The organism is Bifidobacterium sp. SO4 (genome assembly GCF_018555355.1).
Lineage (GTDB): Bacteria > Actinomycetota > Actinomycetes > Actinomycetales > Bifidobacteriaceae > Bifidobacterium > Bifidobacterium miconisargentati.
The window spans coordinates 15509-40081 of sequence record NZ_JAFEJP010000019.1; the positions used below are offsets into that span (position 1 = coordinate 15509).

General features: G+C 64.6%; 16 protein-coding genes. 1 reads left to right on the forward strand and 15 read right to left on the reverse strand.

What is annotated here, in order from left to right; all coding sequences use genetic code 11:
- Positions 1–135: 135 nt before the first annotated feature.
- The 10 genes from JS536_RS10615 to JS536_RS10660 form a co-directional block, all read right to left on the reverse strand.
- The gene (locus JS536_RS10615; protein ID WP_214356894.1) at positions 136–2241 is read right to left on the reverse strand and encodes a DUF262 domain-containing protein; all 2106 of its coding nucleotides are present in this window, start codon (positions 2239–2241) and stop codon (positions 136–138) included.
- Positions 2242–2455: 214 nt separating this feature from the next.
- Positions 2456–3130 carry a GNAT family N-acetyltransferase gene (locus tag JS536_RS10620; RefSeq protein ID WP_214356895.1) on the reverse strand — a complete coding sequence of 225 codons (675 nt, stop codon included), beginning with the start codon at positions 3128–3130 and terminating at the stop codon, positions 2456–2458.
- Positions 3131–3644: 514 nt separating this feature from the next.
- Positions 3645–4676 (reverse strand): hypothetical protein, encoded by a 1032-nt coding sequence (locus tag JS536_RS10625; protein WP_240544367.1) that lies wholly within the window; start codon positions 4674–4676, stop codon positions 3645–3647.
- A gap of 226 nt (positions 4677–4902) precedes the next feature.
- Complete coding sequence (locus JS536_RS10630) at positions 4903–5928, reverse strand: dihydrodipicolinate reductase (RefSeq protein ID WP_214356896.1); 1026 nt, start codon at positions 5926–5928, stop codon at positions 4903–4905.
- A gap of 477 nt (positions 5929–6405) precedes the next feature.
- Positions 6406–9105, reverse strand: a complete 2700-nt coding sequence (gene acnA, locus JS536_RS10635; protein WP_214356897.1) for an aconitate hydratase AcnA — start codon at positions 9103–9105, stop codon at positions 6406–6408.
- Positions 9106–9355: 250 nt separating this feature from the next.
- Positions 9356–12043, reverse strand: a complete 2688-nt coding sequence (locus JS536_RS10640) for an HAD-IC family P-type ATPase (protein WP_214356898.1) — start codon at positions 12041–12043, stop codon at positions 9356–9358.
- 248 nt (positions 12044–12291) lie between these two features.
- A complete protein-coding gene (locus JS536_RS10645) occupies positions 12292–12975 on the reverse strand; it encodes a hypothetical protein (protein WP_214356899.1) in 684 nt (227 codons plus the stop codon).
- A 160-nt stretch (positions 12976–13135) separates the two neighbouring features.
- Positions 13136–14395, reverse strand: coding sequence for an RsmD family RNA methyltransferase (locus JS536_RS10650; RefSeq protein ID WP_214356900.1), 1260 nt, complete (start codon positions 14393–14395; stop codon positions 13136–13138).
- On the reverse strand, positions 14385–15095 hold the full coding sequence (locus tag JS536_RS10655) for a DUF3159 domain-containing protein (RefSeq protein WP_214356901.1): 711 nt from the start codon (positions 15093–15095) through the stop codon (positions 14385–14387). The genes JS536_RS10650 and JS536_RS10655 overlap by 11 nt, the downstream gene beginning before the upstream one ends.
- Positions 15096–15101: 6 nt before the next feature.
- Positions 15102–15953, reverse strand: a complete 852-nt coding sequence (locus JS536_RS10660; protein WP_214356902.1) for a DUF3710 domain-containing protein — start codon at positions 15951–15953, stop codon at positions 15102–15104.
- Between the two features lie 121 nt (positions 15954–16074).
- Between JS536_RS10660 and JS536_RS10665 the strand changes: the two genes are divergently transcribed.
- Positions 16075–16932 carry an exodeoxyribonuclease III gene (locus tag JS536_RS10665; RefSeq protein WP_214356903.1) on the forward strand — a complete coding sequence of 286 codons (858 nt, stop codon included), beginning with the start codon at positions 16075–16077 and terminating at the stop codon, positions 16930–16932.
- Between the two features lie 379 nt (positions 16933–17311).
- On the opposite strand, the gene JS536_RS10670 is transcribed toward JS536_RS10665, so the two are convergent.
- From JS536_RS10670 to JS536_RS10690, 5 genes are all read right to left on the reverse strand, one after another.
- A complete protein-coding gene (locus JS536_RS10670; RefSeq protein ID WP_214304128.1) occupies positions 17312–19327 on the reverse strand; it encodes an ABC transporter ATP-binding protein in 2016 nt (671 codons plus the stop codon).
- 22 nt (positions 19328–19349) lie between these two features.
- Complete coding sequence (locus JS536_RS10675) at positions 19350–20354, reverse strand: ABC transporter permease (RefSeq protein ID WP_214304127.1); 1005 nt, start codon at positions 20352–20354, stop codon at positions 19350–19352.
- 20 nt (positions 20355–20374) lie between these two features.
- Positions 20375–21301, reverse strand: coding sequence for an ABC transporter permease (locus JS536_RS10680; RefSeq protein WP_214356904.1), 927 nt, complete (start codon positions 21299–21301; stop codon positions 20375–20377).
- 378 nt (positions 21302–21679) lie between these two features.
- Positions 21680–23326, reverse strand: coding sequence for an ABC transporter substrate-binding protein (locus tag JS536_RS10685; RefSeq protein WP_214356905.1), 1647 nt, complete (start codon positions 23324–23326; stop codon positions 21680–21682).
- Between the two features lie 244 nt (positions 23327–23570).
- Entirely contained in the window at positions 23571–24533 is a 963-nt protein-coding gene (locus tag JS536_RS10690) for a tyrosine recombinase XerC (protein ID WP_214356906.1), read from the reverse strand.
- Between the last annotated feature and the right edge of the window lie 40 nt (positions 24534–24573).

A 24573-nucleotide genomic window follows, 5' to 3' on the forward strand; every position in this document is an offset into this window, starting at 1 on the left:
CGGCGCCGAGACCGCCCTCCGTCGTCTTCGTCGCCTGCTCCTCTGAGACGGTGAGCCAAAAGCAACCGGTTCCGGTTGGACGAAGCCGTTGTCGTTATCAGTCCGAGCCAGATGACTAGACGATATGGCTCCGTGTCACTGGGTCTTCAAGCGGAACTGCTTCCAGATGTCGCTGAGCTTCTGGCCGTTGGAGACGCGCTTCCACACGTCCAGTCCCCCGCCGCGGCGTCCGCCGGCTGCGGCGCGGGCCGCGGCGGTGGGCGTGGGGTATTCGGAGCCGTCGTCCAGACGGAGCCGCCCGTTCTCGGTGACGGTGGCGTACCAGCGTTCGCCCTTCCGCGGGCGGTCCCAGACCAGACGCTCGCCCGGAGTCAGGAGCCCGGCCTGGATCACCTGGCGGATGGTCACGCGGCGAGAACCCCGCGCGGCCTTGGACGTACCCTGCTGCAGCTCGGCGAGCGGCTGCGCGGTCAGGTCCTTGTTGTTCGCGTCGTACCGGATGCCCCAGTATTCGACGATGAGCCGGATGGTCTCCTCCTGTCGCCGCTCCAGCATGGTGGGCGTGCAGGCGTCGAAATGCTCGAGCTCCTTGGTGAGGGGGAAGCGCTGGGAGTCGGCGCGCAGCAGCATGCGGTCGCGGCGGGGCAGGTATTCGCCGAGCCTGTCCAACTGGTCGCCGGGTCCCTGGACGAGCGCCATGTTGCCGAGACGGTACATCCAGAAATCGTGGTTGTCCTGCGTCCAATCGGCGAACGATGCGGCGCGTTCGATGTCCAGCGGCATGATCGGCAGCGCACTGAACCGTCGCGGGCGCGGCAGCGGGGCCCCGGCCAGCTGTTCGTTGGCGCGAATGAGCAGCAGACGGACCAGATCGCCGTCGCCCTGCATCTCGCCGTGGAGACGGACCAGCGCACCCTCGCGATCGGCGTCGCCCACGCGCAGGCCGTTGATGCGCTCCACCAGGTAGCCCTTGTCCAGATCACGTACGGCGGCGTTCGCGAAACCGCGGCGTTCCAGCGTGCCGGTGCGGTTCAGCGTGCGGATGCCGGTCACTTGTTCCAAGGCCTTGAGGATGTCCAGCAGACGCTGGCCGTCGTGCGCGCCGAGCGCCTCGAGCGTCATGGTGCGGCGGGCCGAGCGCGCGCCGCGCTGCACGAACGGCGAGACGTCCGGGTTGCCGAGTTCGCGGTACGAATGGACCAGCGCCCACATGGCCACGGGCTTCCATTCGTGGATGCGGTAGTCGTTGAGTGCCTCCAGACCGTGGCGCACCTCAGGCGGCAGGATGGTCTCGCCCGGACGGTCGATGATGCGCCAGGCCATGGCGTAGGGTGCCAGCACGTCGTTGATGAACGAGGCGGTGGTGCCGGTGTTGAGGTACGGCTGGAGCACATCGGCCAGGAAGTCCTCGATGAGCTTGTCCGTGGCGGGCTGATGGGTGAGGATGAGATGCAGGTATGAGAAGAACTCCTCGATGGTCTGCGGGTCGTCGCCGAGCGGGTCCACGATGTCGTCCCAGCGGGCGGCGTAGGCGTCGAGTTCGGCCGCGGCGAGGCCGGAGGTGGCACGCGCCTTGAACACGTCAGACGGGGTGAGCGGCAGACCGCGCATGTTCATCACGTCGAAGATGCGGTGCGCGCCGTCCAGGTCGTCCGTGGTGACGATGACGAGCGTGACCTCGTTGACCAGGTATTGGGCGAAGCGCTGGCGCTCGGACGGACGCCAGTTGGAGATCTCGTCGTATGTCTTCTTGATGTTGTGGACGATGTTGCGCTGGGCCGCCGTGGCCAGGTCGTCGTCGTTCATGTCGAACACGGATTCGAGGTTGTCCTCCTGCACGTGCTCGCGGAAGAACGCGGCGTCACGCTCGCGCAGGGTGAGACGGGGTTCGTTGATGATGCCGCGCAGTTTGTCGCCGGGTTCGACCAGCAGCGCGTCGAGCTGGCGCATGAGGTCCGGATCCTGTTCCAGATCGCGCAGCACGGCGATGATGATGGACAGGGAGACCAGACGCTGCTGGCCGTCGATGACCATATACCGGTTCTCCGATTCGCGCACCAGGATCAGCGAGCCGAGGAAGTACGGCGTGCCGGGCGTGGCTGAGGCGTCCTTGAGATCGCCCACCAGTTGCAGGATGTTCTCCGGCTTCCAGATGTACGCCCGCTGGAAGGACGGGATGGTGAACCGGAAATCGGGGGTGAACACCTTCCCCAGCGGCAGTTCGTTCGCTTTGATCGCCATATTGATCGCCCCTTCGTCGCCGGGTGTCTTGCTCGTCCGTTCGTCCTCGCCCCGGCTTCTCCAGCCTACCAGCGTTCGGTGCGGCATGCCGGGTGCGGCGGGTGAAGGCACGGAAAGGACTCGTCTTGGGCTCCCCTCAGTCGCTTTCAGCGGCAGTTCTCTTCAGAAGAGGGGAGCCGGAGCGGTCGATCTCGGATTGGATTGGCCGGGCCAGTTATGCCCGGCCTTCGTAGAGATAGAAGGATTCGGTGTTCGGCTCGCCAGGGGCCGCGTTGTTCCGGCGGCGCGTGATTTCGGCCGCGCGGGTGAGTCCGCGATGCTCGTAGAAGCCGAAGTTGCAGGTGGTGTCGGTGAACAGGAAGTAGTCATGGATGCCCTGTTCGCGGAAGGATTGCAGCAGGGTGTCGAACAGGCGCGCGCCAAGGCCGAGCCCGCGGGTCTGCGGGGCGGTGACGAACAGGACCACTTCGGCGGGCAGCCGATGGCCGGACATACGGATGAGACGACGTTCGATGGCATGGATGCCCAGCAGATAGGCCACGTTCTCACGCCCGTCGGCGGACAGGAGCTGCTGCGGCAGCAGGCTCAGGTACCGGCGGTAGTGCGCGTTCCATGGGCCGCGGGTATCTCGAGCGTCCACGCGCCCGAGAATCATGCCCACCGGTTCGCCGTCCGCTTCCGCCACGAATGCGGTAGTGGCGCGGGACAGACAGTATTCCCAGTCCGCCTGCGCGCCGAGTCTGCCGGCCCGGTCGCTCTCATCGGCGTACCAGGCGTGCCGCACCAATTCGACAAGCGCCGGATAATCACTGCGACGCAACGTGCGAATGGTAATGGAATCGTAGGTTTGAATTGATTGTGCTGCGATATTCGTAGTACGTGAAGTCATGATGCTCAATTATGAGCATCAGCACCCGACATCGGCATATCACGCGAAGTTCCCCGTACGGCGGCAATGCCCCGGCACAGAGCACACTCACTCGAAGGCCCTCGGAAGCCCCGCTCAATTGCCAACGGTCGGACAGAAACACTATGTTCGGGCCTCCGTCCACGGAAAAAGACATTGCCGGCTGCCCCAGCGGACGTTTTTCGCCCATAATTCAATCCGCGGGGCAGCGCCCTAATGAGAGGGTATTCGCCGGATTCTCGAAAAACGTTGGAATGACGCGGTTTATCCGAATCTGCCAATTGCCCCGACGGAGTCTTTTCGCTCCGAAACAGCCCCGCGTGGCAATGCTGCTGCCCCGCCATGTCATATTGCCGAGAAAAACCTCCGCCGGGGCAGGATATCGTGCCACGACACCCCACGAATCGACGCAATCCCCTCATCGGGGCAGAACACGAGCCGCATTAAGCCGGAATTACGGCGGATGCCCCAGCGTCGTCCACGGAGCAAGGCGCTCCTATCCCCCGGCCATCACCGATTCGGCTTCCTCGGATTCGCGGCAACGCCCTATCGCCTTTTCCAGGGGCATGGGGACGACCGAAAAGACGAACCGTGCCCCGGCCAGAGTCAGATGTCGCGCAACGTTGAAAGCGTATTCCGCCTTGGACACCTCATCGGCGAGGTTGGCTCCGGTGAGTGTGATGACGACCCATCCACGGTTGCGCAGCCACTCCCGTTTCTCCTGATCGCGTCTCCACTGCATCTTGTCGGTACGATGCTGGTCGCCATCGTATTCGACACCGATGCGATATTGCGGCCAAGCCAGATCAAGCGTCATCGCCGCGCCCGAGGCGAACCGCGCATCGGGAACCGCATATCCCGTACGCGGCATCGGAATGCCATGCCGCAATAGGATGAGTCTGCTTTCGCTCTCCTTGGGAGACGCCGCACGTTCCTCAAGGATCGTCATCACCCGCATACATCGGGGTTTTCCCTTGAACGGCGGCAGCCCGGTAACGGTCTCGACGAAATCGCGCCTGATCTCCGACGCATCGCGGCCGCGGGCCAATGCCGGTTGGTTCGTGATGGCGTGCAGTATCGAATCGCCGAGCACAATCAGTGATTCCAATGTCAGGTACGGGGCGAGCTGAGCCCACGTATGCGTCAGCTCAAGCGCATATACGCGAGATCCGATACGCACATTGCTGGCGGAAGGCAACGGTTTCCATGCATGCGCCCGCAGGTCCGAATGATTGACCCGTATCCGGCGACCCTTGCTGCTGGAAGTGACATGCAAATCATCGGCATTGATGCCACACTCCGACGGGACGGGTACGGATTGGAGAATCAGCGATGTGGTCATGCCGAACAGCAATGTCCGGCCGCATCGCCGGGCCGCCTCCGAGCAACGCGACAGCATTGCGGACTTTTGCCGGGCAAGATTGTCCTTCATGGACAGGGATGGGATGGATGCGCCACCCGCGGAAGGCGTTTCGTAGTCGGATTGAAAGATCGGATTCGATTCGAATGAAGATGCAATGACGTTCATGGAGGCAACCGTAGCCACGGCGTACGGGAACCCGTGCGCGGTACGGCTTATGTGGCTCCATCTTGCGCCACGGTTGGCGTTATGACGCACAATGATGCCGATATGGACGAGGAATCATGTTCCCCTGCCATCCATATCGTCATCATAAAAATGAGACTATCTCAGTGTGGGTTTTCGGTGGGCTCGAACAGGCGTCCGAACCCACCGGGTTATCGGCCCAGCACAATCACGCCACGTAGAGGGAGGCGGGGTAGGTGAGGTAGGAGATCTCGTCGAGCTGGTCGGCGGTCACGTAGCCGGCGGGGGCGTTGAGCACGTCCGGGATGCGGTTGACGATGGTGGCGCAGGTGTGCTCCACGGTGGCGGGCTTGACCACGTGGAATTCCACGTCGGGCTCGCCGGCGATGGTCCAGTCGCACATGTCGCCGTCGTCCGGGCCGTAGACCTTGCCGATGCAGGCGGTTTCCAGCGTGATGCCCTGGTTGGTCTCCGTGGTCACCACGGCGGACATGCCCACGCACTTGCCGGCCGGGATCGTCTCGCCCATCGTGGCGGAGTAGACGTCCTCGTCCAGGATGTAGGGCACGGACTTCTGGCTCTGGGAACGGATGGTCAGGCCGAGCTTCTGCGCCAGGGACTCGTTGGAGTTCCACACGTAGGACGGCACCACGGTCTCCGGGTGGGCCAGTTCGGCCTCGAACTCCTCCGGGGTCAGGCCGCAGCCGTGCGCCTTGGCGAGCGCCAGGCCGTAGTCCTCGACGTTGTAGCTCACCGCGCCGGTGATCTTCTTGATGGTGTGGCAGCCGGCGGCCACCTGCGCCACCATGTTCACCCAGAAGATGTCCTGCATGCCGGAGCCGAGCATGGTGGCGCCGGTCTCCTTGGCGATGCGGTCCAGACGGTTGGTGACGGCGGGGCTGGTGGTCCACGGGTAGATGCATTCCTCGCAGGTGGTGATCACGCTGATGCCGCGGGACAGACACTGCTCGCACATCTTGGCGATCTCGTCCTCGAAGCTGAAGAGCGTGACGACCGCGATGTCCGCGTCGCACTCGTCCAGCACGGCCTCGGCGTCGGAGCGGATCGGCACGTTGATCGGGCCGATGCCGGCCCATTCGCCGGCGTCCATGCCCACGACCGCAGGGTTCACGTCGATGGCACCGACGATCTGGATGCCCTTCTCCTGCATGTAACGGATCGTGTACTTGGACATCTTGCCGCAGCCGTACTGAATGGCCTTGATTGGTTGCATACCGCATACTCCTTTGCGTCGTTGCTGGAACAGTTGCGTCGGCCCCGTCATTGCGGGCCAACCAACGATTTCCTACTGTAGTGCGACTATGTTGCGAAATCGCTGGAAATGTTACGCCGGAGTGTCGGAAAACGGAATTACATACCGATTCTGTTACGGAATACGTTGTTTCATGCCAATAATGGAATGCATCCTTATGTATAACTACCCCTCAGTCGGCTACGCCGCCAGCTCGTCCTGCAACCAACGACGAACTCCGTTCGCGTCCTATTGGCTCGGCTGTCGCCTCGCACATTGCCTACAAACAGCTCTGCTGTTTGCTTCACGGCAATGTCCTGACAAGGGGAGCCCGAGGATGGGGCCCTGCCGGTTTTGGTTTTACCAGAGCCATGGCAAATGCTCCGCAAATACGGCGAGGGCCGGCACCCGAATCAAATCGGATACCGGCCTTCGTGCGGTCTCAACCTCGAAAGGAACCTACTTCATGAGGTTGCGCAGGACGTACTGGAGGATGCCGCCATTGCGGTAGTAGTCGGCCTCGCCGGGGGTGTCGATGCGGACCACCGCGTCGAACTCGGTCTTGGAGCCGTCCGCGTGCGTGGCGGTGACGTGGACCGTCTTCGGGGTCACGCCGTTGTTGAGCTCCTCCACGCCGGCGATGTCGTAGGTCTCGGTGCCGTCGAGGCCCAGGGACGTGTAGGACTCGCCTTCGGGGAACTGCAGCGGCAGCACGCCCATGCCGATGAGGTTGGAGCGGTGGATGCGCTCGAAGCTCTCGGTGATGACGGCCTTGACGCCGAGCATGACCGTGCCCTTGGCGGCCCAGTCGCGCGAGGAGCCGGTGCCGTATTCCTTGCCGGCAAGCACCACGAGCGGCGTGCCCGCGGCCTTGTAGTTCAGGGAGGCGTCGAAGATCGTGGACGGTTTGCCGGTGGTGAAGTCGTAGGTGAAGCCGCCGGGCGTGACCTCGTTGCCGGTGGAGGCGAGCAGCTGGTTGCGCAGGCGGATGTTGCCGAACGTGCCGCGCACCATGACCTCATGGTTGCCTCGGCGGGAGCCGTAGGAGTTGAAGTTCTTCGGTTCCACGCCGCGTTCGGTCAGGTACTTGCCGGCCGGGCTGGACGCCTTGAACGCGCCCGCCGGGGAGATGTGGTCGGTGGTCACGGAGTCGCCCAGCAGGGCGAGCACGCGGGCGCCGTGGATGTCCGCGACGGGGTCCGGCGTGGCCTTCATGCCGTCGAAGAACGTCTGCTTGCGCACGTACGTGGACTTCGGGTTCCAGGCGAACAGCTCACCTTCGGGCACGTCGAGGCCCTTCCAGCGGCGGTCACCCTCGAACACGGAGGCGTAGTCCTTGAGGAACATCTCGCGGCTGACGGTGCCGTCCACCACGGCGGCGACCTCCTCGTTGGTGGGCCAGATGTCCTTGAGGTAGACGTCATTGCCGTCCTGGTCCTTCCCCAACGGCTGGGTTTCGAAGTCGAAGTCCATGGTGCCGGCGAGCGCGTAGGCGATGACGAGCGGCGGAGAGGCCAGGTAGTTCATCTTGACGTCCGGGCTGATGCGGCCCTCGAAGTTGCGGTTGCCGCTCAGCACGGCGGTGACGGTCAGGTCGTTGGCGTTGATGGCCTCGCTGATCTCCGGCAGCAGCGGGCCGGAGTTGCCGATGCAGGTGGCGCAGCCGAAGCCGACGAGCTGGTAGCCGAGCGCGTCAAGGTCGTCCTGGAGGCCGGCGGCCTTGAGGTAGTCGGCCACCACCTGGGAGCCCGGTGCCAGCGAGGTCTTGACCCACGGCTTGGGCTTAAGGCCCTTGGCGTGCGCGTTGCGGGCGATGAGGCCGGCGGCGATCATGACGGACGGGTTGGAGGTGTTGGTGCAGGAGGTGATCGAGGCGATGGCCACGTCGCCGTTGGTCAGGTCGAAGTCGCCGCGGAAGTCGGTGGACACGGCCACTGGTTCCTTGACGGTCTTCTCGGTCTCGTAGGCGGGCAGCGTGTCCTCGAACGTCTTCTTGGATTCGGACAGGACGATGCGGTCCTGCGGGCGCTTCGGGCCGGCGATGGACGGCACCACGGTCCCGAGGTCAAGCTCCATGTATTCGGAGTATTCGGGCTCCACGTAGTCCGGGTCCTTGGCGTCGCCCCACAGCTTGTTGGCCTTGGCGTAGGCCTCGACCAGGGCGACCTGCTCATCGGAGCGGCCGGTCAGGCGCAGGTAGTCGAGCGTGACGTCGTCGATCGGGAAGATGCCGCAGGTGGAGCCGAATTCGGGGCTCATGTTGCCGATGGTGGCGCGGTTGGCGAGCGGCACGGAGGCGATGCCCTCGCCGTAGAACTCCACGAACTTGCCGACCACGCCGTGCTTGCGCAGCATATCGGTGATGGTCAGGACCACGTCCGTGGCGGTGACGCCTTCGGGGATGGAGCCGGTGAGCTTGAAGCCCACCACGCGCGGCACGAGCATGGAGATGGGCTGGCCGAGCATGGCGGCCTCGGCCTCGATGCCGCCGACGCCCCAGCCGAGCACGCCGAGGCCGTTTTCGGTGGTGGTGTGCGAGTCGGTGCCGACGCACGAGTCGAGGTAGGCGAGTTGGCGGCCACGCTCCCCCGCCTTGGTCATGATGACCTTGGCGAGGTACTCGATGTTGACCTGGTGGATGATGCCGGTTCCCGGCGGCACCACGCGGAAGTTGCGGAACGCCTGCTGGCCCCAGCGCAGGAACTGGTAACGTTCGCCGTTGCGCTGGTATTCGATGTCCATGTTGCGCTCGACGGCGTCCGCAATGCCGTACTTGTCGATCTGCACGGAATGGTCGATGACCATGTCCGACTGGACCTGCGGGTTGATGACCTCCGGGTCGCCGCCGAGGTCCTTGACCGCGTCGCGCATGGTGGCGAGGTCCACGATGCACGGCACGCCGGTGAAGTCCTGCATGACCACGCGACTCGGGGTGAACTGGATCTCATGGCTCGGCTGTGCGGCGGGATCCCAGCCGAGCAGCGCCTTGACGTGCTCGTCGGTGATGTTCGCGCCGTCGATGTTGCGTACCAGGTTCTCGACGAGGACCTTCAGCGAATAGGGCAGATGGTCGATGCCGTCGAGATCGGCGATGTTGTAGTAATCGAAGTCCTTGCCGGCCGCGGTGAGGGTGGCCAGTTGATCGTCGCGTAAGGACATGCTTCCTCCGAAATCATGAATCGGCTGTTGATGCCGTTGATTATCCGCTTCAAATGGTACGGGTACGTTACTTTGCCTCTGGCGTGTCGGCTTGAAACGTGAGACAATACGCGGCCCGTTTCGGCTGACTTCGGGGAAGACCACCAGTAGGAGGAAGGCGGAGGAAGCCATGCTCGAAGGACTCCCCTCAGTCGGCTACGCCGCCAGATCCCCTCAGAGAGGGGAGCCACAATAGTCAGATATCGACGCCTTATTGACGTAGGAGGCGCGACACCACGCGGCCGGCCAATGGCACGAGCCACAGGCACAGCGCGAAGATCGCGGCCGAGCCGGCGAGTGCGATGAGCGTGGCGACGAGCATGGTCCCGGTGGGCAGGATCAGCGCGAAGAACCGGGCCACGAACGGGATGAACATGCCGATCACGCCGGCCGCCGCGAATACGGCGACCAACGCGCCGCGCCAGCCGTTGAGGGGGCGGGCCACACGGGCGAGCACGAACACGCCCATCACGAACAGGATGATGGCGCTGGTGGCGCGCAGGGCGGACAGGTCGGCCGGGGAATCGACCACATTCCAACCCATGATGCCGGGCAGGAACCAGGCGGCCAGCAGCACGGAAAGCGCGGTGGCCACGCCGCCGGGCAACGCGAAACTCACCACGCGCTTGAGGAAGCCGGGGATGTAGCGCCGCGTGTTCGGCGCGAGCGCCAGGATGAACGCGGGCATGCCGATGGTGAGCGCGCCGATGTACGTGATGTGCCGGGGCAGGTACGGGTACGGAATCTGCGTCAGGACCACGCCGAGCGAGATGAGCGCGGAATACACGGTCTTGACGAGGAACAGGCTGGCCACGCGCTCCATGTTGGCCATGACCTGACGGCCCCGGGCCACCACGTCCGGCAGATGGGAGAACTTCGAGTCGACGAGCATCACCTGCGCCACGGCCTTGGTGGCGGGCGCGGCGTTGCCCATCGCGATGCCGAGGTCGGCCTCCTTCAAGGCCAGCGCGTCGTTGACGCCATCGCCGGTCATGGCCACCACGTGATGCCGCGCATGCAGGGCCTGGACGATGGCCTTCTTCTGGTCGGGCAGCACGCGGCCGAGCACGTCCACGTGTTCGAGGACCCGTGCGAGTTCGTCGATGTCGTCCGGCAGTTCGCGGGCGTCCATCGCCACGGGTTCGCGGTCGCCGGTGAGCCTCACCTTGCGCGCGATGGCGCCGACCGTGACCGGGTTGTCGCCGGAGATGACGCGGCAGCGCACGCCCTGTTCGCGGAACCACGCGAGGGTGGCCTCGGCGTCGGGGCGGATGCGTTCGGCACATAGGACCAGGGCGACCGGGGCGGCGGTGGGGTCGAGTTGCGGGATGTCGGCGGAGGATTCGTCCTTTTCGACCGCTCCCCTCAGTCGCCCGTGGCGACGGCTCCTCTCAGGGAGGGGAGCCGAGTCCTGCTCGGTTTCGTCAACGGATTCGGCCCCTTTCCTCAGTCCGCCGCGCGACGAGTGCTGGCCTGACGCACTTCGGGCGAGCAGGAGCACGCGGTTGCCGTCGTCGGCGTAGGCGTTGACCTCACGCAGGATATCCGCGTAATCGCCGTCGAGTGCGGACAGGATGACTTCCGGCGCGCCCATGATCCAGATGCCGTCCGATTTGGCGACCGAACTCCATTTGCGGGAGGACGAGAACGGCACGCGCGAGATCACCTCGCCGGGCGCATATCCCCGCTCCCCCAGTCCGGCGAGCACGGCCTGGCCGGTGCCGTTGGGCTGTTCCTCGTTGCAGCAATCGTACAGCGCCTGGGCGGCGGCGCGCAGGGATTCCGGTACCTTGCCGGACTCCGCATCCGCGTCCGGCCTGCTGTCGATTCGGCCGTCGATTCGTTCGTCGGACTGACTGTCGGATGCGTGCGCGTCGCCGGCACCAAGGCCTGCGCCGCCAAGCAGGATGATGCGGTCGAAGGCGATGCCGCCGTCGGTGATGGTACCGGTCTTATCAAGATTGAGCGCATCCACGCGGGCCAGCGTCTCCACGGATTCAAGTTCCTGGACCAGCGTGTTCTTGCGGGCGAGCCTGATCGCGGCAAGCGCGAAGTTCAGGGAGGTCAGCAGCACGAGGCCTTCGGGGATCATGCCCACCACGCCGGCCACGGCGGAGACCACGGCCTGCCGCCATTCGCCAGTGGCCAGTGCCGCATGCCAGCCGCCCACCGTGTGGATCTGAGAGAGGATGAGCAGCACGCACAGGGGCACCACGAGGAAGGTCATGAACTTCAGGATCGTGTTGATGCCCTTGTTGAGGTCGGAGACGGTCTTCTTGTAGACCTTGGCCTGCGCGGTCAGCGTGGCGGCGTACGAGTGCGCGCCGACCGCGTTGACCCTGACCAGCGCCATGCCGGAGACCGCGGTGGCCCCGGAACGGATCTGTTCGCCCACGCCGTGGCGCACGGTGCGTGATTCGCCGGTGAGCATGGATTCGTCCAGTTCCAGTCCCCAGGTGCGCACGATCAGACCGTCCGCGGGCACCTGTTCGCCCGAACGGATCCAGAGCAGGTCGTCCATGACGATGCCGCTATGCGGGACGGCCACATTCTCGCCGTCGCGGCGTACCAGGAAGTCGGACGCGACCAGGATGGAGAGCCTGTCCAGCGTGCGTTTGGCCTTGAGCTCGGTGACGATGCCGATGCCGGTGTTGATGATGATGACGAAGCCGAACACCGAGTCCTTCCATGAACCGGTGATGAGCACGAGCATCATGGCGGCGAAGATGATGCCGTTGAAGAGGGTGAACACGTTGGCGCGCACGATGTCCGCCAACGAACGGGACGTGGAGGTCTTCACCGCGTTCGACCGCCCGTCCGCGACCCGTTGGGCCGCCTCCGCGGCGGTCAGACCCTGTTCGGGCACGTGGGGCATGGTGACGGTTGCTGTTGCGCTCATGGCCTTAAGCCTACCGCGGGTCGCTCACGTCGGGGTTGGAAGCCAAAAATAGTGCTGTCTTCGTCATACCAAGACTGGCACGAATCCTGCCGGACTACCCCTCAGTCGGCTTCGCCGACAGCTCGTCCTGCAACCAACGACGAACTCCGTTCGCAGCCTACCGGCTCGGCTGCCGCCTCACACATCGCCTACAAACGGCTCTGCCGTTTGCTTCACGGCAATGTCCTGACAAGGGGAGCCGAGAAATGTTACTTGCTGGTGTTGGTGGTGACGGCGAGGGTGCGGTCGTGGGGTTCGTCGCGGATGATGGTCATGGCCGCGTCACTGATGGGGGCGGCCTCGGCGTCGCGGTCGTTGACGGCGAAGGTGGCCGCGTAGAGCAGGTCGTTCTCCGGCACGGCGATGGGGTTGAGCAGCACCACGGGAATGCCGGCGTTGCGCGCGTTGGCGAGGGCGTCGTCCCAGCCCTGGCCGTTGGCGTCGGTCACGGTGATGCCGCTGACCACCACGAGTTTGACCGCGCGTGCCACGAAGTCGTTTACGCCCTGCTGGGCGGTGACGGCGGCGGAATCCACCGTCGCGGACGGCTCCGTCTTGGATCCGGTCGAGGCTCCCCCGGTCGAGCCGGCGGATTCGTCGGCGTCCTTCCCTGTCTTATCGGCCTTGGGACTGGTCTGGCCGGCGAGCGAGGCATAGAAGACGTTCATGCCGGATTCGGAGAGGGCGTCGATGGCGAGCTTGTCCGCGGCCGGATCCTCGGAACCCACGAACCCCACGGTGACGTCCGTGATGTGGACCGAGTCGTGGGCGACCGCGGGCATCTCATCCTGCGTGTCTCCGACGGCGCGGCCGGCGGGTGCGCACGCCGTCAGCGACAGCACGGCGGCTACCGCGGCCGCGGCGGCGATCAGAGTTGGGATGCGCGGTTTCATGGGTTCGCTTTCGGTTACGTTCGGTCTCCGCTCAGACTCGATCGGCACGAATGGTGGCGGGCTCCCCTCGGTCGGCTCTGCCGACGGCTCCCCTCTCTGAGAGGAGCCGAGCAAGAAACCGATTCAGGACAGACCCAATACACAACGTAATCGCGCGCGATCAGCGGACGAATAGGGCGACGGTTTCGACGTGATGGGTCATCGGATAGATGTCGAAGGCGCGGATGTCCTTGAGCTGGTAGCCCTCACCGATCAGGGTGGCGGTGTCGCGGGCCAGGGACGTGGGATCGCAGGCGATGTACACCACGGACTTGGCGCCGGCCGCGGCGATCTGGCGGCATACCTTGGCACGGGCGCCGGCGCGCGGCGGGTCGAGGACCACCACATCCGGCTTGGCCAGGTGGGCCGGCACATGGGACAGCGTCTGGGAGACGTCTCCGGCGCGGGCGTCCACGTCGTTGAGGTTCATGGCGCGCAGGTTGCGCTGGGCGTTCTTGACGGCCACGCGCGCGCCCTCCACGCTGAGCATGCGGGTGCGTTCGCCGGTCAGTGTGGCCAACGGCAGCGTGAACAGGCCCGAACCCGAGTAGAGGTCCCAGATGACGGGGGCCACGGCTCCCTGCAGTTGGTCGTTGACCAGGCCGATCACATGCGTACCCAGGGCGATGGGGGCCTGGCGATGCACCTGCCAGAAGCCGTTGGCGTCCACCTGGTAGGTGAACGTGGTGCCGTTGATGGTCACCTGTTCGGTGAGCAGCTGCTCGCCGGCGGTCAGCTCGCCGTCCACGAGCACGGCGTAGTTGTCCTGCATGGTTCCGGCATCACCGCGCGGTTCGGGTACGGACAGGCGAATCTGCGAGCCGGGCTCGTAACCGCCGTCCCAGACGTGTTCGCGTTCGGCCGCGTCAAGCAGCGTGCGGGTGGCGAGCGGCATGGTGTCGATGGCCACGCGGTTGTGGGTGCCGCGCCGGCGCATGGAGGGACGGCCCTCCTCGTCGGCGATCATCTCGATGCGGGTGCGCCAGTTGAGTCCGCCGAGCTCCTCGTCGCCGGGCATGCGGTCGATGGGCACGGCCACGTCGATATGACCGAGGCGGCTCATCTGTTCGGAGACGGTGACGGCCTTCCACCTGAGCTGGCCGGCGAGCGAGACGTGCACCAGATCGGCGCCGCCCACTCCCCCGCCCATGGCGAGCGGTCCGGCGAGCGGCCATGCCGGGGCCACACGATCCTCGGACGGCTCGATGACCTCGACCACCTCGCCGGTCCAGAACCGATCGTCGCGGTCGTGCGGCTCATCGAGTTCGATCCGGTCGAGTTCGCCGGGCAGGGCGAATCGGACGAACACCACGCGACCGTCGATATGGGCCACGCAACGGCCCTGGTCGGCGTATCGTTCGATGCGGACCTCAGCTTGCATCGTTGTCCTTTCGGTAGACGGCCTTGTGACGGTGGAGCGGGGTGGCGATGATGAGATAGCTCACCCAGATCGCCAGCGCCCAGAACGGGATGCCCATGAGCAGGCGGGCCACGCCGAGCGCGGCCACATGGTCGGTCAGGTACAGCGGCACCTGCACCAGCAGGCGCAGGCCGAACAGGCCCACCCACAATGCGGTGACGATCATGTACGCGCGCTTGAGCTCGGCGTCGTCCATCCAATCGTGGAACCACGCCTTGAACCGTTTGGTGGGCATCTGACGGATGAACTCCACCACGAAACCCAGTCCGGGCACGCGGATCAGCAGCGTGACGGACAGCAGCACGGCGTAGATGGCGTTGGTCAGGAAGCCCAGCATGTAATAGTTGCGGGCCTCATGGCTTTTCCATGCCCAGATCAGGCAGATGCCCACGGCCACCAAGCCGGAGAGCGCGCCCATCAGCGACTGGCGCTGGATGAGGCGCGCGACCACCTGCACGATGGCGAGCACGGCGGAGACGCCGATGGTGAGGTTCAGGTTGTTCGTGGCCACGAACAGGACCACGAACAGGACGCCCGGAAGCATGGACTCCACCACGCCGCGGGGGCCGCCGATGGCGTCGATAATCGAGAAGTCGTCCCCCTCGCCGGCATCCGCCAGCGCCCCCAGGCCGGTGCGTTTCTTGTCTGCCTTGTCTGCCATGGACGCTTAGCGGACCTCGGAGAACATCGGGCCACGGGACAGGGTGGTCTTGACCTCGGTGGTCTGGTCCTGGCTCAGCGGGCCCTTCGGCTTGTTGTCCGGGATGTCCTTGAAGTGCTCCTTGCCGTTCTCCTCCGCTTCGGCGGCGGCCTTGGCGGCCTTGCGCTCGGCCGGGGCGACGGGCGGGTGCATCGGGATGAGATCGCGCGGGGCCAGCGGCTCCTCGCCGCGCTCCACCACGATGTCCGCGAAGAACTTGTTAAGGGCCTCGGTCTCCGGGCTGTCCGGATCGGTGGCGGCCTTGCCGGAGAAGATGCCGCGCAGCATCCAGCGCGGGCCGTCCACGCCCACGATGCGGGTCTCGACGGTCTTGCCGCCCTTGACGTTCACCGGCAGCTTGAGCTCGGTGCCGAACACGCCCTCGGCCTCGGAGGCGGCCTTGTTGGCTTCCAGAAGGTCGGCGCGCACGTCGTCCCACAGGCCCATGGTCTTGGGGGCGGCGAAGGCCTCGATCTCCAGGCTGGAGGCGCCGTAGGTGATGGTGGAGCCCAGGATCTGCTGGGTGGCGCGGTTGGCCTTGATGCGCAGTTCGATGCCGCGCAGGAACGGAAGATAGTAGGCGCCGAGATCCAGGTAGTCGTCGTAGTCGGGCACGTCCTCGTCGTCGACGTCCCACGGACCGCGCTCCTCGCCGCGGCCGGCGTATTCGTTCGACGGCTCGGCCAGCACGCTCTCCGCGCTCTCGGCCTTGGCGGCGGCGTTGGCGGCCTCGGCGGCCACCTTATCCTCGTCGATCGGCTCCGCTGCCTCTTCGGCTTCCTTCTTGGCCTTCTTCTTGCCGAATCCGAACAGTCCCATGATTCCTCATTTCGTATGACGGTTGCAACCTTGCTAACACTAGCACCCATGCTTAGAGAAAGCTGATTGCACGCCTCGTTCGCGCCGGGGTTTCGTAGGGAGGCCACCATACTATGGCCGCATGATCACCATTACCACTTCCAACGTCAACGGATTGCGGGCGGCCGACCGCAAGGGCATCACCACATGGGCCGGCAGGAACACGCCGAACATCTGGTGCATGCAGGAGGTACGCGCGCCCCAGCCGGACGTCGATAGGATCTTCGGCAAGTTCGCCTTCGAATACGCGCAGGCCGGCGCCATCGATTCGGCCGAGGATTTCACGCTGACCAATGAGGTCTGCCGTGTGAAGGGGCGCGCCGGCGTGGCCCTGCTCAGCGACCTGCCGGTGGTCGAGCAACGGTATGGTCTGCCGGGACTCACCGAGGACGTGGATTCCGGCCGTTGGATCGAAACCGACGTCCGCACGCCGCAGGGCTATGTGATCACGGTGGCGTGCGTCTACGTGCATGCCGGCAACACCGACGATCCGCTGAAGATGGAGCAGAAGTACCGCTTCCTCGACACGATGCTGGTGCGTATGGGCCAGCTGCGCGACGAGGCGGCCCATGGCGGCAGGCAGGCCGTGCTGTGCGGCGATTTCAACATCGCGCACACGCCGCTGGATATCCGGAACGCCAAGGCCAACGAGAAGCACGCGGGCTTCCTGCCCGAGGAGCGCGCCTATGTGGACCGCTGGCTGGACGAGTATGAGTTCGTGGATGTGATGCGCGATCTGGCCGGGGACATCCAGGGCCCGTACACCTGGTGGAGCCAGCGCGGACGCGCGTTCGACAACAACGTGGGCTGGAGGATCGACTACCAGTTCGCGACGCCGGAACTGGCGGAGACCGCGCGCGGCTTCGTGATCGACAAGGCGCCGACGTACGAGATGCGCTGGTCCGACCACGCCCCGCTGACGATCACGTATGACGTGTGACTCCTGAAGGCGGCCGGTTATGGCTGGGGCATGTGTTGCCGGACACACTCAAGGCCGTTCGGCCAAGCCTACGGTCCGGCAACACATACCCCAGCCATAACCTTCCATATGGGTAATAACAACCGGCATTCACACCGACACACATGCAGGAAAGGTGAAGCCGGCAGACATGGTGAGCGGCCATGGACGCAAAGGCTCCCCTCTCCGAGGGGAGCTGTCGAACGGAGTGAGACTGAGGGGAGCACTACGGAATAGCCCCGTCACTCCCCTCAGTCAGCTTCGCTGACAGCTCCCCTCGGAGAGGGGAGCCATAAAACAGGAGTGAGGCCTCTTCCCGTTGCTGGGAAGAGGCCTCACTCGTTATGTGTTAATCGCGTGATCAGTCCAGGCCGAGCTGGAGCTTGCCGCCGGGGATGGCGTCGAGCAGGTCGCGCGTGTACTGCTTCTGCGGGTGGTCGAACACCTCGTCGGTGGTGGCGTGCTCCACGAGCTTGCCGTGCTGCATCACCACGACCTCGTCGGCGATCTGGCGGACCACGGCCAGATCGTGGGTGATGAACAGGTAGCTCAGACCCTTTTCGGCCTGCAGGTCGTTGAGCAGGTGCAGCACCTGATCCTGGACCAGCACGTCGAGGGCGGAGACGGCCTCATCGCACACAATGACGTCCGGGTCGAGGGCCATGGCTCGCGCGATGGCGATGCGCTGGCGCTGGCCGCCGGACAGCTCATTCGGGTAGCGGCCCATGACCGACTGCGGCATCTCGACCATGTCAAGGAGCTCCTTGACGCGGTTGGCGCGCCACTTGGAATCGCCGATCCTGTGGATGCGCAGCGGCTCCTCGATGGAACGGAAGATGGAGTACATCGGGTCCAGCGAGCCGTACGGGTTCTGGAACACCGGCTGCACATGGCGGCGGAAGTCCAGCAGGTCCTTGGACTTGAACGTGGAGGTGTCGCGGCCCTCGTAGAAGACCTTGCCGGAGGTGGGCTCGAGCAAGTGGAGCACCATGTTCGCCACGGTGGACTTGCCGGAGCCGGACTCGCCCACGATGGCCAGCGTGGTGCCGCGCTTGACGGAGAAGGACACGTCGTCGACGGCCTTAAACATCTCCTTCTTGCGCGGGAGCTTGAACTCCTTGGTCAGGTGGTCCACGGTGATGATGTGCTCGCTCTTCTCGAGCTCGTTCTCATCAGCCACCTTGTGATCCAGCAGGGCGTCGGCGTTCTCGCCGCGCTCCTTGGCGGAGATGATGCGCTGGGAGGCCAGGGACGGGGCCGCGGCCACCAGTCGCTTGGTGTACGGGTGCTGCGGGTGCTGGAGCACCTCGAGGCTCGGGCCGGATTCGACGACCTGACCCTTGTACATCACCACGATGTGCTGGGCGCGCTCGGCGGCGAGACCCAGGTCGTGGGTGATGAACAGCACGGCGGTGCCCAGCGAGTCGGTGAGCATGTGCAGGTGGTCGAGGATCTTCTTCTGCACGGTCACGTCGAGGGCGGAGGTCGGCTCGTCGGCGATCAGCAGATCGGGGCGGCAGGCCAGGCCGATGGCGATGAGCGCGCGCTGGCGCATGCCACCGGAGAACTCGTGCGGGAACTGGCGGGCGCGGGTCGCGGCGTCCGGCAGACCGGCCTCGGAGAGCAGGCCGGCGATGCGGTCCTCCATGGTGGAGCCGGTCACGTACTTCTTGGCCAGGTACCAGGCCTGATCGTCGGCCACGCCGGCCTTGATGAGGTCGTCGGCCACACGCCAGCGGGTCTCGGAGCCCGGCACCCACTCGCTTTCGAAGCGGGCCACGGCCTTGTCGAACGCCTCGCCGGACACGCCTGCGGCGGTGAGGGCCTTCTTGGCCTCGTCCATCAGGGCGGGCAGGTCCTTGGAGCCGAGGAAGGTCTCGTCGTCGTTGCCCTTGAGCTCGACGGCGGCGTCCTCGCCGGCCAGGGCCTTGGCGAGGGCGGAACGCTTCTCGTGGGCCACGTCCATGTTGTTGGCCTTGAGGGCCTCCTTGACCTGGGTGCCGATGCGCCACACCGGGTTGAGGTTGCTCATCGGGTCCTGGGGCACGAGGCCCATCTTGGTGCCGCGCAGCTTGTCGAACTCGGACTGCTTGGCACCGGCGATCTCCTCGCCGTCGAGCTTGATGGAGCCGCCCACCACATGGCCGGTTCCGGGCAGCAGGCCCAGCACGGCCATGGCGGAGGTGGACTTGCCGGAGCCGGATTCACCCACGATGGCCACCCACTGGCCGGGGTAGACGGTGAAGGAGGAGCTGCGCACGGCGTGCACCGGCTTGCCGGTGTCCGTGGTGAAGTCGACGGCGAGGTCCTTGACCTCGAGCAGCGGGCCGTGCTCCTTCTGCATGGCCAGCATCTGTGCCTTGGAGTTGTCAGTCATAATGTTTCCTCTACTCCCTTGCTCAGGCCGTACGGCTCTTCGGGTCAAGGGCGTCCTTGACGGCGTCGCCCATCATGATGAACGCAAGCACGGTGATGGCCAGTGCGGCGGACGGGTAGAACAGCACGAGCGGGTCGGTCTGCAGGTTGGTCTGGGCGCTGGAGATATCGCCGCCCCAGCTCACGGTGGTGGTGGGCAGGCCCACGCCAAGGAAGCTCAGCGTGGCCTCGGCCACGATGTAGGAGGCGAGCGACGTGGTGCCGATCACGATGATCGGGGCCAGCGAGTTCGGCAGGATGTGGCGGAACAGGTTGCGCATCGGGGTGGAGCCGAGGGCCGTGGAGGCCGTGTTGAACTCGAGGTTCTTGGCCTCGAGCACGGCGCTTCGCGCGATGCGGCAGACGCCCACCCAGCCGAAGAGGGCCAGCACGAGCACGATCTTCCAGATGGACTTGGAGGACTTGAACATCTGGAGGACCACGATGGCGCCGAGCAGCATCGGCAGGGCGAAGAAGATGTCGGTGACGCGGCTCAGGACCGCATCGATCCATCCGCCGCAGAAGCCGGCGATGGCGCCGATCAGGGTGCCGATGAGCACGACCATCAGCGTGGAGAGCACGCCGACGGACAGGGAGGTGCGGGTGCCGTAGACCACGCGGGTATACACGTCGCAGCCCTGCAGGTCGAAGCCGAAGGGGTGTCCGGGCTCGGACGGGCTCAGCGAGTTCGCCAGATCGCAGGCGTTCGGGTCCTGCTTGGTGAACAGGCCGGGAGCGATGGCCACGATGATGATGAAGACGATGACCAGGCCGGAGATGATGAACAGCGGGTTGCGGCGCAGGGTTCGCCATGCGTCGGCCCACATGCTGGTGGCCGGGGCGGATTCGTCCACGGAGTCGACGTCCTGAAGCGGGGTCTCCTCGATGGGGGCCACGTAGCGGTCCTGGCCGGGCAGGGTTTCCATGAAGTACTCGGTGCCGGGCTCGCCGGACTCGTTGAGTTCGTTTTCGGTGGTGTTGTTTGCCATTTCGTTCACTCCTCCCCTTCTCATGCGTAACGGATACGCGGATCGAGGGCCGCGTACAGCAGGTCGACGACGAGGTTGCACACCACGAAGATCAGCATGAGCAGCGTGACGATGGACACCACGAGGTTGGCCTCGCCCTTCAGGATGGACTGGTAGGTCAGGAAGCCGATGCCGTGGATGTTGAAGATCTGTTCGGTGATCATGGCGCCGCCCATCAGGCCGCCGATATCCTGGCCCAGGTAGGTGACGACCGGGATCAGGGAGTTGCGCAGCACGTGGCGCAGCATGACCTGTCCGTTGGACATGCCCTTGGCGCGGGCGGTGCGCACGTAGTCCTCGGCGATGTTGGAGGAGATCTCGGCGCGCGTCAGTCGGATGATGTACGCCATCGAGACCGAGCCGAGCACCATGGCCGGCATGAGCAGGTCGAGGAACGTCGGGTCGGCCCCGGCAGTCACCGGAAGGATGGACCACTGGATGCCGAGCAGGTACTGCAGCACGAAGCCGGTGACGAAGGTCGGCACGGAGATGAGGAGCAGGGAGACGATCAGGATGACCGTGTCGTACCACTTGCCCTTCTTGAGGCCCGAGATGATGCCGAAGGTCACACCGAAGATGGCCTCGAACACGAACGCCATCAGGCCGAGCTTGATGGTGACCGGGAAGGCGCGGGTGATCTCGTCGAGGACGGGCTGGCCGGCGAAGGTGTTGCCGAAGTCAAGGGTCAGCGCGTTCTTCAGGTAGATGAGGTACTGAATGATGAACGGCTGATCGAGGTGGTACTCTGCGCGGATCTGGGCCGCGACGGCTTCGTTGACGGGCTTGTCTCCGAACATGGCCTTGACGGGGTCGCCAGGCAGCAGGAAGACAAGCGCATACACCAGAAGCGTCGTGCCGAGAACCACGGGGATCATCTGCAGAATGCGTCGCAGAAGATACTTACCCATAACGGTTGCTCCTTATTTCATGAACCGGCCGTCAGGACACAGTGCACCCTTGCCGGTCGACAAATACTCCGATAGTCTACCCCATGCCCTGACGGAGGTGTGTAAACTCCCGTTAACTCGGCCGATTATTAGGCGTAAGAGACGTTGTTTGGCCGGTTTCGGCAGAGCATACGAAGCATACGAAAAGGCTCTGTTAAACCAAGATTGACATGAATTCCGCCGGACTACCCCTCAGTCGGCTTCGCCGACAGCTCCCCTGACAAGGGGAGCCAAGAATACTTGGTTTATAACAGAGCCTATGAAAAAGGGGCGGGGATCATATGATCCTCGCCCCTTGGAATTACCGAACTACCGTCCGATGCTCAGATGAGTCTCGACTCACTTCTTGGACATCTCGGTGTAGGTCGGGAGGTTCTGCCAGTCGAAGCCGAAGCCGGACTTGACGGACAGGGAAGCCACGCCGTTGGCGTTGGAGTAGTACAGCGGGATGGCCGGCAGATCCTTGAGGAGGATCTCCTGGGCCTGCTGGTACAGCTTGTTGGCCTCGTCGGTGGTCTTGGCGGCGGCGGCCTGCAGGCACAGCTGGTCGAAGGCGGAGTTCTTGTAGTCGCCATCGTTGGAGCCCTTGCCGTCGGCGGCGGCGGTGGAGTACAGCTGCCACAGGTAGTTCTCGGCGGACGGGTAATCAGGCTGCCAGCCGGTACGGAAGGCGCCGGTCATCTGGCGGTTGGTCACCGCGTCGCGGAACTCCTGGAAGGTCGGGATCGGGTTGGTGGCGGCGTCGATGCCCAGGTTCTTCTTGAGCTGGTTCACGACGGCGTCGTAGAGCGGCTTGGCGCCACCATCGGCGTTGTAGGAGAAGGTGAGGGTGCCGGTGTACTTGGAGATGGCGTCGGCCTTGGCCCACAGTTCCTTGGCCTTCTTGGCGTTGAACTTCAGGTTGTCGGAGCCGGTCAGGGAGTCGGAGTAGCCAGGGGTCTTCGGGGAGGTGAAGTCCTTGGCGGCGGTGGCGTTGCCGTTGAGCACCTTATCGATGATCTGGTCGCGGTCGATGGCCATGGAGATGGCCTCGCGGCGCAGCTGGCCTTCCTCGTCGTTCTTGAAGTGGTCAAGGGTGGACGGGATGGTGAAGGTCTGGATCACGGAGCCGGCCTCGGAGTACGGCTGGATCTTCTTGTCGGTCTTGAAGGTCTTGGTGAAGGCGGCCGGGACGGACTCCATCACGTCGAGGGAGCCGTTGTTGGACTGGATGTCACGGTAGGCGGCGGTGTCATCGGTGTAGACCTTGAAGGTCACGCCGTCGTTCTTGACATCCTCGTTGCCCTTGTAATCGGTGTTCTTGACGAGCTCGATCTGCTTGTTGTGGTCCCAGGACTTGAACTTGTACGGACCGTTGCCGACCGGGGCCTCGCCGAAGGCCTTCGGATCCTTGTAGAAGGACTCCGGCAGCGGGGCGAAGGCCAGGTAGCCGACCTTGATCGGGAACACGGAATCGGACTGGTTCAGATCCACGGTGAAGGTGGTGTCGTCCACGACCTTGAGGCCGGAGAGCTGCTCGTCCCCCTTCAGGCCATCCTTCTGCAGGTCGTCGTAACCCTTGATGGTGGAGAAGAAGGAGGAGCACTTCTGGGCGTTCTTGGCGTTGGCCGTGTAGGACCAGGACTTGGTGAAGGACTCGGCGGTCACCGGGGTGCCGTCCGTGAACTTCCAGCCGGACTTCAGCTTGATGGTGTACTGGGTGGCGTCATCGTTCGGGGTGATGGACTCGGCCACTTCGTTGGAGGCGTTGCCGTCCTTGTCGAAGGAAACCAGACGGGAGAACAGCAGGTCGCCCGGCTTGCCGCCGCCGGTCTCGTTGGTGTTGCCCGGGATCAGCGGGTTCTGCGGCTCGGAGTTGTAGGCGTAGATGATGTTGGAGCCAGCGGTATTGCCGGAGGCGGTGTTGCTGTTGGAGCCGCCGCAGGCGCTCAGCAGCATTGCCATGGAGCAGGCCATGGCGGCGAAAGCAAGAGCTTTCTTCTTCATTGATTTCTCCTATTTTCCTTGACGTGCGGAACGTTATGCCCCGCCTCATGCGAACGGGGTCGGCTCCCCACGGCCGCATCCACTGCGGCACGCAGGAGGACCAACCCCGTTGCTGATTACTTGTATTGTCGCTCAATTTGCAGACAAGGAGGAAACTTTTTGTTACGCCCATGTAAAATCCATGCCGGTTTTTCGGCTTCATACAGCGTTTACGCAGCCACGTCGGGTAGTGTCCGCATGTTGGTCAGGCCCGGGGGAACGCCTGCATGTAGCGGGTTTTGAGCTGTTCGACGGAGACGTGCGTATAGCGTTGTGTAGTTTTCAAGGAGGAATGGCCCAGCATCTCCTGGACCTCCCTCAGATCGGCGCCGCCGTCAAGCATATGCGTGGCCGCGGAATGGCGCAGGGCGTGCGGGCTGATGTCCGGCACGCCGGCCGCGCGGGCCTCGCGATGGACCACCTCGCGGGCGATGCGCTGGTTGAGCCGCCTTCCCCTGGCCCCGAGGAACAGGGCGCTGCCCGAACCGACATTCGCAAGACAGGGCCTGCCCTGCGCAAGCCAGGCGTCAAGCGCGCGCATGGCCGGCACCCCAAAAGGGACGACACGTTGTTTATTTCCCTTGCCGATGACCCTGATGGTGCGATTGAGCGCATCAATATCGGCGACGTCCAATGCGACCAGCTCGGCCACGCGAATGCCGGTGGCGTACAGCAGCTCGAGTATCGCGGCGTCACGCAGGGCTTCGGCCCGTCTGTCCGCCGTTGCTCTGGATTCCCCGTCGCGCCCGGAATCATGCGCAGCGGAATCGGAGGGCGCGGAGCGAGCATCGGCATCGGCCCGTCGCATCAGCTGTTCGGCCTGCGCTTCGGTGAGCACGGCGGGCAGTGAATCGGGGATGGAGGGCGTCATCAGCGTGGCGGCGGGATCGGTGCGCGTCACCCCGTGGTCATGCGCCCACGAGAAGAACGCGCGGACGGCGACGGTCTTGCGGGCCATGCTGCTTCTGGCGTGGTTCCTGGATTCGACGGCCATCCAGGAGCGCAGATCGTCGAGCGTGATCTCATTCAGATTCCCCACCCCGCGCCGTCCGAACAACGCCAGGCAGGATTCAAGGTCGGAGCGATACGCTTTCAGCGTATTTTCGGACAGTCCGCGATTGGCTTTGAGATAGGCGACGAACGCGTCGATCGTCTCCTCGAACCGCATATCGCACCGCCTTTCCATCCGGCCGGCCCGCACCTGCCCT